Origin of the sequence: Nocardia sp. CY41, assembly GCF_009829325.1 — a bacterium.
GTDB lineage: Bacteria > Actinomycetota > Actinomycetes > Mycobacteriales > Mycobacteriaceae > Nocardia.
In genome coordinates this window covers 1-16,484 of sequence record NZ_VUOS01000003.1, presented here as the reverse complement: position 1 = coordinate 16,484, position 16,484 = coordinate 1, and the positions used below count along the sequence as shown (strand labels likewise).

The window sequence follows — 16,484 nt, the reverse complement described above, 5'->3', positions numbered from 1 at the left end:
GTGCGGCAAATTCGGGAGTACCCGAACGGTGGGACGGGCACGGGTTTAGGCTGTTCGCCGTGGTCGAACCCCAGCCTGCTATTGCCCTGCACCCTGATATCGCTCCGCTCGCTCCACTGCTCGGCACGTGGCGCGGTAATGGGCAGGGTGAATACCCGACCATTCAGCCGTTCGGCTATGTCGAGGAAATCCGCTTCGGCCATCTCGGCCGACCGTTCCTCACCTACCGGCAGAAGACCCGCGCCACCGACGACGGCCGGCCGCTGCACGCCGAGACCGGCTATCTGCGTTGCCCGCGCCCCGACCGCGTCGAATTGATCCTCGCCCATCCCACCGGCATCACCGAAATCTGTGAGGGCTCGCTCACGATCGAGGACGGCGCGCTGCGCATGGAATTGGACTCCACCGCCATCGGGCGCAGCAGCACCGCGAAACTCGTCACCGCTCTCGGCCGGTCGCTGCACGTGTCCGGCGACACCATCGACTACACGCTCCGGATGGCGGCGGTCGGCGAACCGCTGCGGCATCACCTCGCCGCCACCCTGCGGCGGAACTGATCCACGCTAGAAAGCGCTCGGCAACCGGCGACGTCCACTGCGCAACTCGCCGACCAGATCCTCGTAGGCCACGGCCAGTTCGGCCAGCCGCTCCCAGGCGAACCACAGGTCCCAGCCCTGGTCGTCGGCCATCGCCGCAGACGCGCCCGCGCTGAGCCGGGCGAGGCGGTCGACCACCGAACCGACCGATTCGGTGTGCAGATAGGCTCCGCCGCGCGCTGCGGGCAATCGGGTCGCGACCCAGCGGTCGACGTCACGAACCAGCCGGGCCCGGCGCTCATCGTTGTCGCACATGCAGCCGTGACCCGCGCGGATCCGGCGCGTATGCAACTCCGCGAGAGCGCGCGCCCGCAGCAGCACCGGATGGCCCGGCGGCGGTGCGCTGTCCCGGCAGGCTCCCAACAGCTGACTTCGCGTCGGCAACCCCTCGCTCACAGTGCCCCTTTCCTGCCCGCGCGAGCCAGCACGCAATCCACGATCACCATCCCGGACGGACGGAACGTGTCGCGCGGCGCGACCACCCATCGGCGAAACACGCCTGGAGCATCGGCAGGTGACGGCAGCGCGATTTCACTGCCGAACGGCACGACCGAAACGTCGAGCCGGAACAACGCCGCGAACAGCCGCACGTCGTCCGGCAGATCGGGACGGCACAGGAATGTCCATCGGCGGGAACGGATGTGCGCGACCACCGGGCCCAGCGGCCTGCCACGGAAAAGCATGTCGTCCCGCACGCACTGCCCCAGCCGGTCGGGCATCGTGATCCCGCCCACCACACCCGCCTTCACGACGATCCGGCCGATCTCCGGATGGATCCCGGCGGGCAGCCCACAGGTGCGGCGGTAAAACGCGCAGCGGGACGCGGGAGTGTCCGCGAATGCCGCATGATTCATTCGCCTGCCTCGATTCACATAGTTCGGTACGCGAGAAATCCCGGACGCTGGACCTGGAACCGTTGGCGCGGTTAAGGTTTCAGCACTTCTTCGATTGGGTCCGGGCGCGTTCAGTAGAGCACCGGATATTGCTGGGCGGGAATGTTCTCAGTGGTGGAATCGGGCGGAAATCGCCCAGGTTCCAAGGTCCCCCGCCATTCGGTTCCAGTTAGGTACCCGGCCAATACTTAGGCTACGAAAGGGATTTCGCCGTGACTTCAACCGGTTCCACCCTGCCCCGCCGGATGCTGGGGCGGCAGCTGCGTGAGCTGCGGGTCAGCTCGGGCGTGAGCGCGGAGTACGCACGGGACGCGATCGGCGTCGGGAAACAGACCCTGTGGCGGATGGAGACCGGGCAACCGGTCCGGCTGAACCCGTTGTTCGTCGAACGGCTGTGCAAGGTGTACGGAGCGTCGGAGGAACGGACCGCCATCCTGCTCAATCTGGTCGAGGAGACCAAGCGGCCCGGATGGTGGCACGCCTACGGGGACACCATCGCCGAAGAGTTCAGCCTCTTCGTGGAGTTGGAGGCGGTAGCCAAGCGTCTCGTGTCCTATCAAACAACCCTTCTGCCCGGAATCCTGCAAACCGACGAGTACCGACGCGCGCTCATCTGGGTCGAGCTTCCCGCGATACCCGGACACGAAGTCGAGCGGAGGATCGAGATGTTCAAGCAGCGGAAGGCCCGTTTGGACGACTCCGACCCGGTTCTCCTGGAGGCTGTCATCGATGAGTCCGCACTGCGTCGCGCGATCGGTGGCCCATCAGTAATGGAACGGCAGCTCAGGCACCTGGCGACTGTAGGCGAACGAGACCATGTATCAATCCGAGTGGTTCCGCTCGCAGCGGAGGCGTACGCGGGATTGGGCGCCGGGTCGTTTGTAATGCTCGACTTTCCGAACTATCCCACTGCACATCTCACCGAGCCGCCGGTTGTTTATATGCAGGGACTCACCGGTGACCTGTATCTTGAGAGGCCCGACGAGATCCGGCGATATCGCCAGACGTACGCCGATATTCAGCGATCGGCACTTGACCAGGAGCGAAGCCGACTTCTCATCCACAAGATCGCGAAGGAGTACGCCGAATGAACGCCAGCCTATCCGACGTCACCTGGTTCAAGAGCAGCTATAGCAGTGCCGAGAAGGACTGCGTCGAGGTCGCGTTCCTGGGCGAAGGTTGCGTGGGTGTACGTGACTCAAAGAATCCCACCGGACCGGCTCTCGTGTTCACCCCGCGCGAGTGGGACTCGTTCACCGCTCGCATTGCCAGCAACGAACGAACGCGGTTGACACCAGCCCCCCGAGGCCGGTCGGCCACGTCCTCGGACCTTCCTCTCGGGAGGTCCGAGGTACTCGATTGAACCGGAGACCCTAGGACGCGGGATACATTTCGGTACGCTTGCACCTCGGGGAAACCTCCCGGTAGCGTCAACATTCACTGCAGGGGGCGGAAGAGCCGGTCCGGCCCTGGAGAGGCCAGGGAACACACCGGTGCAGGAGGGGACCAATGACGTCAGCGCGGAAATCTCAGCGATTGGTCATCCTCGCCCTCGGTGCCGCGCTCATGCTGCCAGCCTGCGATTCCTCCACCGATCATGCCCCGTCGACCGGAGCCGCATCCGCCAGCCCGACCATCGCCCCTGACGTCCCCACCGGCTACGACCCGTGCACCGACATCCCGCAGAGCGTGCTCGATTCAGAGAACCTGCGCAGCAAAGACAAGCAGGACTCGAACGCTTCTGGAGGGGTCAAGTGGCGTGGTTGCGCATGGATCCAGACCGACGGCTACGCCCCGGTGATCACCACGACCAACATCACCGTCGACATGGTGCGGGACAAGAAGTTCACAGATACGCGCGAGTACACGCTCAACGGTCGCCGAGCGATCTCCACACGACAGGTAGACGAGCACCCGGACGCGGTGTGCACGATCAATGTGGAGATGAGAGGCGGAAGCCTCGAAATCTTCCTCAGTAATCCACCGTCGCGCAAGAACACGGGAAGCCTCGATACATGCGCACTGGCACGGACTCTGGCTGAGAAAGTAGTGCCGACAATGCCTGCCACTGTTTGAAACCGCCGAAGCGATCGAACTCACCGGGAGGGAGCAGTACATGGGTGACGACAGCGCGCAGCCGCCTCGGCCGATGGCGAACATTTTAAGCGCGGCGAACGAGGGCCAGCTAGGAATCCACATGTCCGCAGAGGACTTCATCTACATCGACCGCGACTGCGAGTACTTCAAGAACGCCATTCAGAAGATCCAAAGATCCATGGATTTTGTCTCACAGCAGTCTCACTGGGGCTTGGGCGAGCGCGACGGTGACATGGTGTCGGCACAAACCTTGGTCGATAGATTCAAAAAGAAGGCACGCGGCGCGGAAGACAACAACAGCGTCTATCAGATCATGGATGATCATTATCGCATCGTCGAGGACATCCAGGAAGTTCACCGGATAGCTCGAGATCGAATCATGCAGTCCGACAGCGACTTTGCCGCAGACTTCCACAGGCTGAGTACCACACTGCCCGAGCGGCCGCCCGTTGGAGTCCAATTCTCACCGCCTCGACTCCCGATCGGACCGAGCAAATGAGCGGCTACGAGAACAAGCGCATCCCGAACGGTGGCGAGCACACCGACAGCTGGGAACACGCGCGCATCAACGACACGTTCAAGCCCCTCGATCCCACTGATGCCCACACCCATGCCGACACGTACTGGCAGGCTCGCAATGAGTGGGAGCGCGGTGTCGAAACCTTCGCGCGCTCAATCCAGACATCCATAGCTCAAGCCTGGTCCGGCCCCGCAGCGGAGCAGTCCAAGAGCTCCATCGCCAAGTACACCAGCGACGCACAGAACCTGACGACCTCCCTGGAGGAGCTGTACTACCGGGTCCGCGACGCCGCCACCGCGATCACCGATACGAAGAAGGCTATCCCCGAGCTCGTCAACATCCCGTTCGAGGATCGCATCTTCAATCCGAGACGATGGAACCTGTCGAGCGAACGCTTCCTGGCCGAGCAGTCGGCCCGAGTCGCGATGAACGATTACTACGTCCAGCCCTTCAGTGAGATGGATGGCAAGATTCCGGTGCTGCCCACACCGGTGGGCCCCACCGCATCCGTGGACATCCCAGCGCCACCGCCGGGCGGATACCACAGCGACGACAGCGGCGGCCCCACGTCGACCGACTCCGGCAACGGTCCTACCACTACCGATTCGGGCACTCCCGGTGACGAGAACGGCGACGGCGAGCCCGACGAGACGACCACCGAAGAACAGCAGCAGTCCACCGACGAGTCGCCCCGGAATCAGCAATCGTCCGACACGACAGCGTCCGATACCACGACCGAGCCCGCAGGCGTGGACCCCACGTCCACGACTCCCGCCTCCACCACGGACCCGACCAAGTCCGCGCCGGCCGGCAACCCGACCCCGCACAGCCCGGGTGCGCCCAGCCCTGGCACACCGGGGACGCCCAGCACCTCGAACCAGCCGCAACCGGGACGCAGTATCGCGGGCGCACCGGGAACGCTGAACCCTACAGCGAATCCGGCAGCTGCTGCGAGGGCCGCTTCGGGACTACGCAGCACGAGCGGGATGCCGGGCATGATGGCGCCCGGCGCTCGCGGCGGCGGCAAGGACGACGAGTCCGAGCACAAGACGCCGGACTACCTGATCACCCAGGAGAACACCGACGAACTGCTCGGTGAACCTCCGAGAACGCTGCCCGGCGGCGTCATCGGCGGCACGCCCGACTGATCGGGCCGCATACTTCTCGACTCCGCGCACCCCCGCCTGCCGTATCGGTGAGCGGGCGTACGCGTGTGAACAGTGGCCGCGCAGCGGCCGGATTGGACCTCTCACATGGCTGAATGGACCTGGGAACCGGACGACTTCGCCGCTCTTTGGTACGGCGACGCGCACGATCGCATCCCCAGCCCCTTGCGCTACACCAGCCGTTTCGCCTTCCGCGACGACTTCGCCGCCCACCGCGCCGCCGTCTGGGACCGCTACTCCGCGGACGAACTCGACGAGATCGCCGCGGCCTTCCGCACCTTGGGCGACTCCGACCTCCGGATCGAGATCCTCGGCGGCACCTGCAAGCACAAGAACAGCACCGGCCCCCACGACATCCGCGAGTATCGAATCCTCGGCGCACGCGACAACTACCGCGCCGTTGTCCTCAGCCAAGCGGGCAATCAACACGAACACGGCCCGATCCGCGCGCGCCTGTTCCCCGCCGAACAACTCCCGGCACGCCTCCTCAACGCCATCCCCGCCTGCACCCCCGGAACGGAGAAACCCGCAACCTTCCACCCCGACGACCTGATCCCCCGCCGCGACACCTACCTCCAGGACAACGCCCGCAACACCCCCCGCGAGCAATACCAACGCCTCCTCGGCCGCCCCGTCGACGGCGGCGGCACCGCCGTCCTCATCACCGCCCCCCTGCACACCCACACCAAACCCGCCAAAGTCCTCCAATGGCACGACATCTCCACCGACGGCCGCTACACCGAACACCGCACCGACCACATCACCATCCGCCCCACCACCCCCACCGACCTGACCACCCACTTCACCACCTGGATCACCCAAGCCCTCCAACATCTCGAAGCCGCCCGCCCCGAAAGTTGGTAGCAGCGTGGCCAACTCCTTGCTGAGAAGCTTGCCGACGGCCCGGCACGCCGGTAGTGTCTGGAACCCAATGGGGAGTTGATCGGCCTGCATGAATTCATCGACAGGCTGCCGAGAGGGGAGTTTCGTGAGCAGAAATACCGCACCCGTAGAGTTTGCTGGGCGACGACTTTACGAGGATCAGGCACTGTCGAGTTCGAAAGCGGACGAGTGATGCCACACACCCCACCTCCGTGGGACGACCCGAATTATTGGGATGACGAGCCCGACGACAATCGGCGGCAGCATCAATCGGCCGGTGCCGATCGAGGTGATTCCGCCGCCGGTGCCGAGCGTGATACGCTCACGCTGCCGCAGAAGTCCGCGTTGGTATCGGTAAAAGTAGGTGAAGACTGCCTGCCCACCGAAGTGAAAATCAGTCGCAACTGGAAGGGCAGCTGGGAGCCGTCACGCTACGCGGAGAGCATCATGACCGCATACAAATATGCCCTCTATGAGCGGCAACTTCATTATGCCGAGTCCGGCTCGATTCCGGAATCGACGATGCCATCCCTGCACGATGTCGCGCCCGCGCTTCTGCAAACGCGAGACACTCATGAATATCAGGAGACCTTCACACGCCTGATAGGTCCCGTCACATACGAAGCACACGGCCCCGGTTTGACCGAGTCCGACGAGCCCGCGATTACCGTGACGGCGAATGAAAGAAGAATTATCGCCATCCGGATCGATCCGCGATGGGCCCAGGGTGCCGAACCTTTCACGATCGCCCACGACATCGTGGCATGCGCCGATCGAATTCGCGCAATGAAACCGGTTTCAGCCAGAGATCCTTATCTCGATCGAGAATCAGAGGCCGAGGTCTCCAAGCGCCTTGCCGAGCACATTCGAAAACTGACCGAAAACGAGATCTGATGGCCGACAACCTATCCGTAGAACTGGACCTTCTCGAACAAGCGTCGAAAGCTTGGACCGACACCGTGGATCAGGCGCTCTATAATGCTGCGGATCAAATAGAGCCACTGAAGTTCTCCAGGATTCAATTTGGGATCTTCCAGATACCCTGGGATCAGTACACCCAGACCGCCGCCTATATCCAGGATCGCCTCCGAGAAGGCGGCACCGAGGCCACCGAAATGGGTGTCGCATTGCACCGAGCGGCGGCCACTTACAGAAGCCAGGACGAGGCGATCGAAGGCGATCTCAACAAGTTGGATGTGGACTTCAGCATATGACCGAAACGCTCAAAAAGGAAGATCTGGACAAATCGATCGGCGACTTCAAGAAGGCGCGGGATGATTGGAACAATCTTCCAAACAAGCTGAACGACGCAGTAGACGGCTTGAAGTGGAAGGCGCCACCGCTCTATGCGCTGGTGACTTCTAAGCGCGACGACGCACAGGTAGAACTCAAGAAGGTGATGGATAAATTCATCGAGATCGGCGAGGGAATTGCCGCACCCTACCTGTTCATCCAGTACGCGGCCGACTGGCAAGCGGTAGGCGCAACGGTACGTGGCGCAGAGAACGCACAATCTAATCCTGTCATCAGCCTCGATGGGCATTGGACAGGAGCCGCGAAGGATCGTTACAGCGCGTCCCGGACGAGCCAGCAGCAGGCGATGGCCACCACCGCAGATTTATGTGACAAGGTACACGATCAGTTGATTTCCTTGGCCAGAAGCGGACATGCGCTTTACACCGAGATCGTCAAAGGCATCGTTGGATATTACGCCAAGATTGTCGAGTTGATCGTCGACATCGCCGAGATAGTCGGGGCGTTGGAGGCTGCCGGCGTTGTCGGACAACTGGCTGGCCAGGCATTCACCACGATGGCGGATCTGTTCACCGCAGCACTCGGAAATCTGCAGGAGCAGGGAATCGCGGCGAACGAACTCAAGAATCTCAGGAACAACCCGCGCGGGCTGCCGAACAACACGTGGCCGAGTTCTGTTTCCAACACTTTCGAGGATCCCAAGCTGTGGGAGTTGGTGGTCAAATGATCTTGCCATCTCGCACCGCCCGGCGATTCATGCGGCGCACTTCGACCATTGCGGCGGTAGCCATCGCCTGCACCCCGGTCGGCTGCGGATCGACACCCGACAACGACATCATTCCGATTACGACAAGTACGGTGGCAGCGTCAACGACGCCCACGAAAATCGACAGTTGCTTTCCGATGCTGAAGATCAAAGAACCGGAGCTGGCGAAATTCGCGGATGAACTGCGGCTCCCGCCCGAGGTCAACCTCTTCGATGTGAACTTCGGAATTGCCGCCGACAAACATGGCAGCGCTATAGTCTTGGTTCATCTTTGCGTACCAGCGTCGAAGAATCCCGATGGACTTCGGCCGATAGCAACCACCGTCGCCCACGCTTTGAAGAAGAGTGAATTGGGGGCTCGCACAGGGACCCTGTACGTCACCAACACCGGCTCCGCGAAAGTAAAGTACCGAGCATATCTGGTGGACCACGACTTCCAAGCGCATCCATGGGACGGCACTCCGTCTCCGGAAGCAGAACTCGCGAGGTGGGAGATCTACGACGTGCCGTGACACCACGCGGACCATGCGCGTAACCCAGCTGCGATGCGTTTGAGGGGTCGCTGCCCAACTCATCCGGCCGCTGTTCGTCATCGACGCCGCAACATCGCGTGGTGGATGTAGTACTTGTCGACCTGGCGGGTGAAGACGCTCACCAGCTCCCAGCCGAAGTACGTGTCCAGCCATTCGATACAGGCGGTCAGCGTCGACAGACTCGCCTGATGGTTGGCTTTCAGCAGGCCCGCATCCCAGGCGAGACCTCGCCGGGGTTGCGCGCAGATGACCAGATATTTGCGCCGGTAGGTGCGCATGTCGACGGTTCCGTTCAGGACTGCCCTGGCGTCGAGCACCGGACCCGGGCCCGCCGGGAGCGGCGGCGGCTGACCGTTCACGCTTGCATTCCTACCCGCGCCAGTCGACTCGTACGACCGAGCCGTGCATCCGTGGCAGTTCAACGGAGGCCGACCAGCCCCGCACATCGAAATCCGCACCGATTATCGCGGTCAATGAATCCCCCTCGGACGCAACGTGCTCCGACAGCACGACCGGGCCCACTTTACCGCCCCAGCAGGTGCCGACGGATTGCAGTCGTCGCCCGAGCGGGCACCACCGCCGGATCCGGTGACGGCGTCGGAAGGCAGCCGGGTCCGGGGCAGGATGAACCCGTCACCAGGGGTGCGACGGTCCGGCGGGCGACGTGCCGGGCAACGGTCGGGTCCTCGAGATTCAGACGCCGGCTCGGCGCCAGCAAATAGCCGAGGGTGAGCGGGATCATCACCTCCGCGCGTAGGTCCGGATCGTCCCTGGCGAGTATGCCTTCGGCTTGGCCGGCGACGATATGGGCTGCGATGAAACGGTGGTCGAGATCCAACGGGACCCATCGCCCTGTTCGAGTACCGACAGCAGTTCCCAGCCGCGTTCCGGTGTTGGCTGTTCGGGGAACAATAGCGACGCGTGGGCATCGTCACCGGCGTCTACCGGCGCACTGTGACGAAGGACGGCGACGACGAATCGCCCTTCTTCTAGCGCTCGCTCAGTACCCAGGACACCGCACGACTGGCGTCGATCCGCCGCCGGACTCGCCACCGGGGGTGTTGAGAAACGTTCAGCTTTCGGATACTCGACACCCGGCACCGAAGGCGCGGAATTCCAGCGCATCGCGTTGTCAAGAAGCGTGTCGAGCCGCCGAGGAAAGCGAGACCGACGAGGCCCGTCGCTCTACGCGGAGCGACGGGCCTCGATGCACAGACGCGTCTGCGCTACGCGAATGGCTTGATCATCCGCAGGATGTAGCTCTGGACCGGTTCGTAGTCGTCGTTACGGGGGGCTTCCGGAACGGAGTCAATCCGTGGTGGGTTGATCCCGGTATTGGCCCACGAGGTGTTGGTAGAAGCTGTTCTCTGGCGACTCCAGCGAGATGGCCCGCAGGCCGACGGTGACCTTCCGGCCGACTACCACCGAGTATCCGTCCTCGTCGATGCCGAGATCCTCGACGATCGCTGACACCAGTTCGTCCAGCTCGTCATCGGTCACATAGACGGCAAGACGGCATTCAACCAGGACGCGCGCCGGGTCGTATGCGTCGCCCCACGCGCGCTGAGCGAACTCATCGACCGCGGTGACCGGTCCGAAACTGGTGAAGCACGGGATACGGTTCACCCCGCGGATCCGGTGGGCGCTCTCCTCGAGCGCCAGCGCAACCGGGTGGATTCCCTCGCCGTCGAGGGCACCGGGCCCGGTCGCGTCCGGCAACCCGAGTCCTACCGCGAACTCCCACACTTGGCGTTCGTCGTCGTCCACGTCCAACCTTCCTGCTATTTCTTCGATGAGCTCTCGACGCGGCAGTGCTTGACCTTCCGCCCCTTGGGCGCAGCCGCTTGCGCCTTGTTCCAAGCGTCTTTCTCGGCCGCGTCCTTGGTCTTACCCGTTCCGGTGTACTTCTCTGGACCGGTGGCGTCGGTCCGGTCCAGATTCTCGAAGTAGCAGGACAATGTCACGGTCCACTTGGCGGTGAGTTCGAACTGCCAGTGCGGGCGTGCCGCCTCGACGGGTTCGGCGGCAATCGTCGGTATCTCAGCCTGTGCGATGCCGACCCCGGCTGCCGATGCGCCCGCGATGCACGCAGCCGTCAGCGCGATTGTTGTGACAAGTCGCCGCCCGGCCGAAATGGTTCGCATGTCGTCCCCTCCGTTGGTTTGAAGGTATCTCCTTCACTGCTCTTGGACGATGCTGCGGCACAACAGGTTCCATCAGTGACCGGTGTCACGAGGTGATGTTCTATGTTTTGCTCTGCAGCATCTACGAGCAGCCCACCAGGCACCGAAAAATCCTGCCCGATACGGCCGAGCGTCATACGCGCCACAATCTGCGTAGAGGAGCTATTGCCAGATAACCACGGTTATCTGGCATCCATCCCCGAGATCAAGAAGGTCGAGCTGCCAGACGCCGTCCGCCGCGTTGCGTCGATTCCGGCTTCTCGGGCAATATCTGCAGCACACGGGGCGGTCGATGAAATGCACCGTCCGCTGTGGCACCGGACCTACTGCCGACCACGCGGCCTCGATCGTTGCGCCTGTGAGGCCGCGAGGTTGCCACGAACCACCTCGTTCGCTCACACCTACGCATCGATGGGGCGACGCGTAGAGGCAATCTCCCTCTACGAGCGGACCGTTGCCGACTTCGAGCGAATTCTCGGACCGAACCATCCCGCCAAGGTTATCGCGGGGAGCCAGGGTATCGGGGTGGCCTGGACCGAGGATCCGCTCCCGATCGGCGAGGGTCCGCTCGAACAGGGCAATCGCTTCCTCCAGTCGTCCCGCCGACCCGTAGCGCCAGCGAGGTTGTTGCTCCGTCTGGACGAGATCATCGCCGCGACATCCGCTCGCGGCCGGGGTGGCGACGGCTTCATGCTGGTGCGCATGGCGACCAGCATCGAACCTCGCGCCCTCACCCGTGCCAGCACTGTGATCGCCGACCGCATCACCCGGGCGCACCGCTCGCGCCCGCTCGCCCAGCAACTCCCACGGTTGGTGGAGCTGGTGGAACTCGAGACGGGACATTGCGGACCGCTCGAAGCGCCGGACGAGGTGGCGGCGTTGCTGCGGCGCATCCTTCCTGCGGCGGCCGAGGCCGTATGAGTGCAGCGATGATTCACGAGGGCACCGCTGGAGAAAACGGACAAAAACGGAGTGGGTGGATTATTGCCGAGGTAGCGGCGCGGGGCCCTAATGGAAAGTGCCGGGCCACTGAGTGAGTCGGGGCGCCCTCCCCGGTGCAGAGGAAATCTCTACGGAACCAGGAGGCATCACCGTGCCCACTATCACTTCGATCACCCCGACATCGGGCCCGACTACAGGAGGCACCAGCGTCACGATCACCGGTACCGGATTCACCGGCCCACTGACCGTGCGTTTCGGCTCCACGGCAACGACTTTCACCATCGATTCCGCGATTCAGCTCACGGCCATCGCCCCAGCGGGGTCGGCCGGTCCGGTGCAGGTGACGGTCTCGGACTCGAGCGGAACCAGCAACGGAGCCACCTACACTTATCTTGCCGTTCCGTCCTTGAGCTCTATCGCGCCCGGCCAGGGGTCCACCTCCGGCGGGACGACGGTCACGCTCACCGGATCGGGGCTGACGGGCGCCACCGCGGTCACTTTCGGCACCACACCGGCGACGTCGTTCACCGTCGACTCGGACACGCAGATCACGGCTGTCGCTCCGGCGGGCACGGGCATCGTCTCGGTCACCGTCACCGCTCCGGGTGGCACCAGCAACGGGGTCGCCTTCGTCTACGTCGTGGTGCCCACCATCTCGGCGCTCACGCCGACTTCGGGGCCCACATCCGGTGGAAACAACGTCACGATCTCCGGCACCGGATTCACCGGTCCGCTCACTGTACGGTTCGGCGACACCGCGACGACCTTCACCGTCGACTCCGCTCTCCAGATCACCGCCGTCGCACCGGCCCACGCGGCCGGCGATGTCCAGGTCACCGTCACCGGGTCCGGTGGAACCAGTAACGGCGCCACGTACTCCTACGTCTGATCGAGACAGCGACCGGGCCGCCGCCGGGCATTCCGGCGGCGGCCCGGTCGCGTGGAGCGTGAAATCCTCGAGCGTTCGGTCCGATCGAAGGGACCGACCCTCACTTGCGGCCGGGTTGTCCTCCCTCACAGCGACCAGTGATCTCGATCTCCCGACCCGCGGACTGGCAGACGCACGGGCGTGGCGACCAGAATTCCAGCGGGCGTGGCGTTTCCGATTTGCGAGGCGGCCGGGGTCCCGGGGCTGCCTGGTCCCGGTCCACCGCACCGGCGAGAACCACACTGCGGCCAGGCCGGACGATGCGGCCCGACCGAATCACACCGCCGCCTGGTCAATACGTGGCAACAATCTGGAAAACGGACAAAAACGGATCATCTGGCGCGTTGCCGACCCGCTGATCATGGGGCATAACGGAGTTAACCGGTTCGCCACCAGCGTCGCGCACCCCGGTACAGAGGAACCAGCAAACAGAGAGGCAGCGTCATGCCTACCTTCCTCTACCCCTCGGCAGGACATCACTCGCGGGCCCGACGCGACACGGCGGCAAACGGCATTCCGGTAAACGGCGCCGCTCCGGCGCAGGCCGCGGCAACGCGCCATGAAGCCTCCACGGACGCATACGGGTTCGCATAGATACCACTGGCCGGCAGGCATTTCCACGACACCGTCCGAACATCGGACCAGGTCGTATCCGAAACAAACCCCACGGTGGGTTTTCAGACGGCGGGCGCTCCGGCATCGGCCGACAGCGCCGTCGATACAGAAAGAAAGGGAAGAACCGATGAACAAGGTGATCACCATCCTGCACAGCGAGCCCGTTCGCGCATTGCTGTACCCACTGCTGGTAGCGCTGATCGGCTACGGCGTCACCAAAGGCGTCGTCTCCGCCGACCTCTCGGGGTTCGTCCTCGCGATCGTCGCGGCGGCACTGGGCTTGCCCGCAGTCGAATCGGCGCGCCACCGGGTGAGCCCGGCGCCACCGGATAGCGGTGAACCAGCATGAGGGCTCAGAAGGAGAAGACACGCCACGATCCCTTCGAGGTGGTGCTGTGCGCGGTATTCGGTGTCTCGATGCTGTTGCACTGCGTCTACGGCCCACCGCCGGGTTCGGCGACCGCGGCCATGCCCGCGGGATTTCGCACGCTGTGGCTCGTTCTGATGCTGATCGGCTGCGTCGCCACGCTGGTCGGCCTGTTCGCCCGGCGCGTCTGGGGTTATCTGGTCGAGCAAGTCGGCTTAGGAGCGCTCGGCTGGTCCCTGGTGGCCTTCGGCGCGCAACTGCTGCTGCTGCAGATCCAGCACCGAACCCTCGGTCCGGCCACGGTTCTCGGGGGTCCGCTGCCGATCGCCCTGGGTGTCGCGTTCCTCTGGAAGCGCCGACAGGTGCTGCAGGACGTCCGGACGCTGCACGCGGTGAAGATTCGGGAGGCGTCATGAACCTCATCCAGCAGTCACCGGTCTTCGCGGCGCTGGTGCTCATCGCCAGTTCGTCGGTGCTGTCGGCGGCCGTGACGGCGTGGTTCAAGCGCGGCGACGTCGACGCCCATATGACGAAGACGAAAGCCGACGCCGCGAAAGTATTGAGTGACTTGGCCATCTCGCAGACCCAGCAGATGTCCGAGCAGATGGGCGAGTTCCGCATGGCTCTGCGGGTCCATCGGGAGTGGGATCGGAAGATGGTGACCCGGGCACGGCAGGCGGGCATCGAATTCGACGACCCACCGGAACTGTTCCTCTGACACGGGAAGGGACTCCGAGGCGGGATGCTGACGGGCGTTCCGGATGGTCGCCAGTCGTTCGCCGAGACGGCGGTTCTCGGCAGGCTCCGTGCTGACGGCGTAGCTGCCGGCAGCGGCGAGACACCGTCGAAAATATTTCTGCCGCAACGCCTGCCAGGCTGTTCGCGCCGTAACCCGATGCATCGTCGGCGAACCTAAAACGGACCAAAACGGATCGCGGGATATGTTGCCAGGCATCAGTACAAAGGCGTTAATTGAGATAGCCGGGCCGTTGAAGAGCGGCGGGCGCCCCCCGGTGCAGAGGAATCATCACCACGGCAAAAGGAGGCAGCGCCATGCCTACCATCACTTCCCTCTCCCCGACATCAGGGCCCGCAACGGGTGGAACCAGTGTCGTGATCACGGGTACCGGATTCGGCGGTCCGACGACCGTACGGTTCGGCGGTACCGCGACCACTTTCACGATCGACTCCCCCACTCAGATCACGGCCATCGCCCCGGCCGGCTCGGTCGGTACGGTGCAGGTCACCGTCAGCAACGCGGGGGGAACCAGCAATGGCCTCCCCTACACCTATGTTCCGGTTCCCGCGCTGAACAGCATCAACCCGAACCAAGGCTCCACCGCGGGCGGGACGACAGTCACGCTCACCGGATCGGGCTTCACGGGAGCCACCGCGGTCAATTTCGGCAGCACACCGGCGACCTCGTTCACGGTCAACTCCGACACCCAGATCACGGCTGTCACGCCGGCCGGTACAGGGATCGTGCCGGTCACGGTCACCGGTCCGGGCGGCACCAGCGGTGCGGTGCCGTTCATCTACGTGGTCGTCCCCACCATCACCTCCATTTCGCCGACCGCCGGGCCGGCCTCGGGAGGTAACACCGTCACGATCACCGGCTCCGGGTTCACCGGCCCGCTGACTGTCCGGTTCGGAAACACCGCAACCATTTTCACGGTCAATTCGCCCACTCAGATCACCGCCATCGCGCCTCCCGGAACGGGGAGCGTGCAGGTCACCGTCACGGGTTCGGGCGGGACCAGCAACGGTGTCACCTACACCTATGCCGGTGTCCCAGCGCTGACCAGCCTGGTACCCACGACCGGTCCGACAACCGGCGGAACCACGGTCGTCATCACGGGAACGGGGCTGTCGACCGCCACCGCGGTGAACTTCGGTGGCACACCGGCGACGTCGTTCATCGTCAACTCCGATACCCAGATCACCGCTGTCGCTCCAGCCGGAACGGGGACCGTGCAGGTCACCGTCACCACTGCCGGCGGAACCAGCAACGGCCTTCCCTTCACCTATGTGGCGGTGCCCGCCATCACCACGTTGGTGCCCAATGCCGGTCCGGTCACCGGCGGGACAACGGTCGTCATCACCGGGACGAATCTGACGGGAGCGACAGCGGTCAGCTTCGGTGCCACACCGGCGAGCTCGTTCATCGTCAACTCGGCGACCCAGATCACGGCGGTCGCGCCGGCCGGGACCGGAACCGTGCAAGTCACCGTCACGACACCCGGCGGAACCAGCAACGGCCTCGCCTACACCTACATTCCGGTGCCCGCCATCACCACGGTGGTGCCGAACGTAGGACCGGTCACCGGCGGAACCACGGTCGTCATCACCGGCGCGGGCCTGACCGGAGCCACCGCGGTGAACTTCGGCGCCACACCGGCAGCTTCGTTCACCGTCAACTCCGACACCCAGATCACGGCAATCGCCCCCGCGGGGACGGGGACCGTGGGAGTCACCGTCACTACTGCGGGCGGAACCAGTAACGCCGCCGCCTACACGTACGTCGCCGTGCCGGCCCTGACCACGGTGGTCCCGAGCGTAGGACCGGTCACCGGCGGAACCACGGTCGTCATCACCGGCACGGGCCTGACCGGAGCCACCGCGGTGAACTTCGGCGCCACACCGGCGACCTCGTTCACCGTCAACTCCGACACCCAGATCACGGCCGTCGCTCCCGCCGGGACCGGAACCGTGCAGCTGACCGTCACCACCCCCGGCGGAACC

At 64.2% G+C, this 16,484-nt stretch carries 23 protein-coding genes and 2 pseudogenes; 17 read left to right on the top strand and 8 right to left on the bottom strand.

Going from position 1 to position 16,484, the window contains the following annotated elements; genetic code table 11:
• Positions 1-59: 59 nt before the first annotated feature.
• A complete protein-coding gene (locus GVY64_RS04260; RefSeq protein WP_159838976.1) occupies positions 60-557 on the top strand; it encodes a peroxynitrite isomerase in 498 nt (165 codons plus the stop codon).
• A gap of 6 nt (positions 558-563) precedes the next feature.
• On the opposite strand, the gene GVY64_RS04255 is transcribed toward GVY64_RS04260, so the two are convergent.
• Both GVY64_RS04255 and GVY64_RS04250 read right to left on the bottom strand, forming a co-directional pair.
• Entirely contained in the window at positions 564-992 is a 429-nt protein-coding gene (locus GVY64_RS04255) for a DUF4254 domain-containing protein (protein ID WP_236566607.1), read from the bottom strand.
• Entirely contained in the window at positions 989-1,450 is a 462-nt protein-coding gene (locus GVY64_RS04250; protein WP_159838972.1) for a DNA-directed RNA polymerase subunit beta, read from the bottom strand. The genes GVY64_RS04255 and GVY64_RS04250 overlap by 4 nt, the downstream gene beginning before the upstream one ends.
• A gap of 284 nt (positions 1,451-1,734) precedes the next feature.
• Here GVY64_RS04250 and GVY64_RS04245 point away from each other — a divergent pair, with 284 nt between their 5' ends.
• The 9 genes from GVY64_RS04245 (at position 1,735) to GVY64_RS04205 (ending at position 8,135) form a co-directional block, all read left to right on the top strand.
• A complete protein-coding gene (locus GVY64_RS04245) occupies positions 1,735-2,580 on the top strand; it encodes a helix-turn-helix domain-containing protein (RefSeq protein WP_268895588.1) in 846 nt (281 codons plus the stop codon).
• Entirely contained in the window at positions 2,577-2,852 is a 276-nt protein-coding gene (locus GVY64_RS39045) for a DUF397 domain-containing protein (protein WP_159838968.1), read from the top strand. The genes GVY64_RS04245 and GVY64_RS39045 overlap by 4 nt, the downstream gene beginning before the upstream one ends.
• A 173-nt stretch (positions 2,853-3,025) precedes the next feature.
• Entirely contained in the window at positions 3,026-3,565 is a 540-nt protein-coding gene (locus GVY64_RS04235; RefSeq protein WP_236566605.1) for a DUF3558 domain-containing protein, read from the top strand.
• Between the two features lie 40 nt (positions 3,566-3,605).
• Entirely contained in the window at positions 3,606-4,085 is a 480-nt protein-coding gene (locus tag GVY64_RS04230) for a hypothetical protein (RefSeq protein WP_236566604.1), read from the top strand.
• Entirely contained in the window at positions 4,082-5,254 is a 1,173-nt protein-coding gene (locus GVY64_RS04225; protein WP_159838964.1) for a WXG100 family type VII secretion target, read from the top strand. Before GVY64_RS04230 ends, GVY64_RS04225 begins: the two co-directional genes overlap by 4 nt.
• A 105-nt stretch (positions 5,255-5,359) precedes the next feature.
• Positions 5,360-6,136 carry an ESX secretion-associated protein EspG gene (locus GVY64_RS04220; RefSeq protein ID WP_159838962.1) on the top strand — a complete coding sequence of 259 codons (777 nt, stop codon included), beginning with the start codon at positions 5,360-5,362 and terminating at the stop codon, positions 6,134-6,136.
• A 75-nt stretch (positions 6,137-6,211) separates the two neighbouring features.
• Positions 6,212-7,048, top strand: a complete 837-nt coding sequence (locus tag GVY64_RS04215; protein ID WP_159838960.1) for a hypothetical protein — start codon at positions 6,212-6,214, stop codon at positions 7,046-7,048.
• Positions 7,048-7,368 carry a hypothetical protein gene (locus tag GVY64_RS04210; protein ID WP_063019833.1) on the top strand — a complete coding sequence of 107 codons (321 nt, stop codon included), beginning with the start codon at positions 7,048-7,050 and terminating at the stop codon, positions 7,366-7,368. Before GVY64_RS04215 ends, GVY64_RS04210 begins: the two co-directional genes overlap by 1 nt.
• Entirely contained in the window at positions 7,365-8,135 is a 771-nt protein-coding gene (locus tag GVY64_RS04205) for a hypothetical protein (RefSeq protein ID WP_159838958.1), read from the top strand. The genes GVY64_RS04210 and GVY64_RS04205 overlap by 4 nt, the downstream gene beginning before the upstream one ends.
• Here the strand turns inward: GVY64_RS04205 and GVY64_RS04200 are convergent.
• Positions 8,128-8,325: a hypothetical protein gene (locus tag GVY64_RS04200; RefSeq protein WP_159838956.1), complete on the bottom strand. Its 198-nt coding sequence runs from the start codon at positions 8,323-8,325 to the stop codon at positions 8,128-8,130. The genes GVY64_RS04205 and GVY64_RS04200 overlap by 8 nt on opposite strands.
• Between GVY64_RS04200 and GVY64_RS04195 the strand changes: the two genes are divergently transcribed.
• Complete coding sequence (locus GVY64_RS04195) at positions 8,312-8,686, top strand: hypothetical protein (RefSeq protein ID WP_159838954.1); 375 nt, start codon at positions 8,312-8,314, stop codon at positions 8,684-8,686. The two genes, GVY64_RS04200 and GVY64_RS04195, sit on opposite strands and share 14 nt — an antisense overlap.
• A gap of 77 nt (positions 8,687-8,763) precedes the next feature.
• On the opposite strand, the gene GVY64_RS04190 is transcribed toward GVY64_RS04195, so the two are convergent.
• The 4 genes from GVY64_RS04190 to GVY64_RS04175 form a co-directional block, all read right to left on the bottom strand.
• Positions 8,764-9,066 (bottom strand): hypothetical protein, encoded by a 303-nt coding sequence (locus tag GVY64_RS04190; protein WP_159838952.1) that lies wholly within the window; start codon positions 9,064-9,066, stop codon positions 8,764-8,766.
• Positions 9,067-9,230: 164 nt separating this feature from the next.
• Positions 9,231-9,545, bottom strand: a complete 315-nt coding sequence (locus GVY64_RS04185; protein ID WP_159838950.1) for a hypothetical protein — start codon at positions 9,543-9,545, stop codon at positions 9,231-9,233.
• A gap of 470 nt (positions 9,546-10,015) precedes the next feature.
• Positions 10,016-10,426 (bottom strand): hypothetical protein, encoded by a 411-nt coding sequence (locus GVY64_RS04180; protein ID WP_159838948.1) that lies wholly within the window; start codon positions 10,424-10,426, stop codon positions 10,016-10,018.
• Between the two features lie 62 nt (positions 10,427-10,488).
• On the bottom strand, positions 10,489-10,851 hold the full coding sequence (locus GVY64_RS04175) for a hypothetical protein (protein WP_159838946.1): 363 nt from the start codon (positions 10,849-10,851) through the stop codon (positions 10,489-10,491).
• Positions 10,852-10,953: 102 nt separating this feature from the next.
• Between GVY64_RS04175 and GVY64_RS38860 the strand changes: the two are divergent.
• Positions 10,954-11,334: pseudogene (locus GVY64_RS38860) on the top strand (hypothetical protein); the annotation flags it as partial.
• Positions 11,335-11,454: 120 nt separating this feature from the next.
• On the opposite strand, the pseudogene GVY64_RS38615 reads toward GVY64_RS38860, so the two are convergent.
• A pseudogene (locus tag GVY64_RS38615) lies at positions 11,455-11,733 on the bottom strand (hypothetical protein); the annotation flags it as partial.
• Positions 11,734-11,983: 250 nt separating this feature from the next.
• On the opposite strand from GVY64_RS38615, the gene GVY64_RS04165 reads away from it, so the two are divergent.
• The 5 genes from GVY64_RS04165 to GVY64_RS04145 all read left to right on the top strand — a co-directional run.
• Positions 11,984-12,721, top strand: a complete 738-nt coding sequence (locus GVY64_RS04165) for an IPT/TIG domain-containing protein (RefSeq protein ID WP_201297900.1) — start codon at positions 11,984-11,986, stop codon at positions 12,719-12,721.
• Positions 12,722-13,502: 781 nt separating this feature from the next.
• Complete coding sequence (locus GVY64_RS04160; RefSeq protein WP_159838940.1) at positions 13,503-13,724, top strand: hypothetical protein; 222 nt, start codon at positions 13,503-13,505, stop codon at positions 13,722-13,724.
• On the top strand, positions 13,721-14,158 hold the full coding sequence (locus tag GVY64_RS04155) for a hypothetical protein (protein WP_159838938.1): 438 nt from the start codon (positions 13,721-13,723) through the stop codon (positions 14,156-14,158). Before GVY64_RS04160 ends, GVY64_RS04155 begins: the two co-directional genes overlap by 4 nt.
• On the top strand, positions 14,155-14,460 hold the full coding sequence (locus tag GVY64_RS04150) for a hypothetical protein (RefSeq protein ID WP_159838936.1): 306 nt from the start codon (positions 14,155-14,157) through the stop codon (positions 14,458-14,460). The genes GVY64_RS04155 and GVY64_RS04150 overlap by 4 nt, the downstream gene beginning before the upstream one ends.
• A 335-nt stretch (positions 14,461-14,795) precedes the next feature.
• On the top strand, positions 14,796-16,484 hold a 1,689-nt coding region (locus tag GVY64_RS04145), incomplete at its 3' end, for a beta strand repeat-containing protein (RefSeq protein ID WP_201297899.1).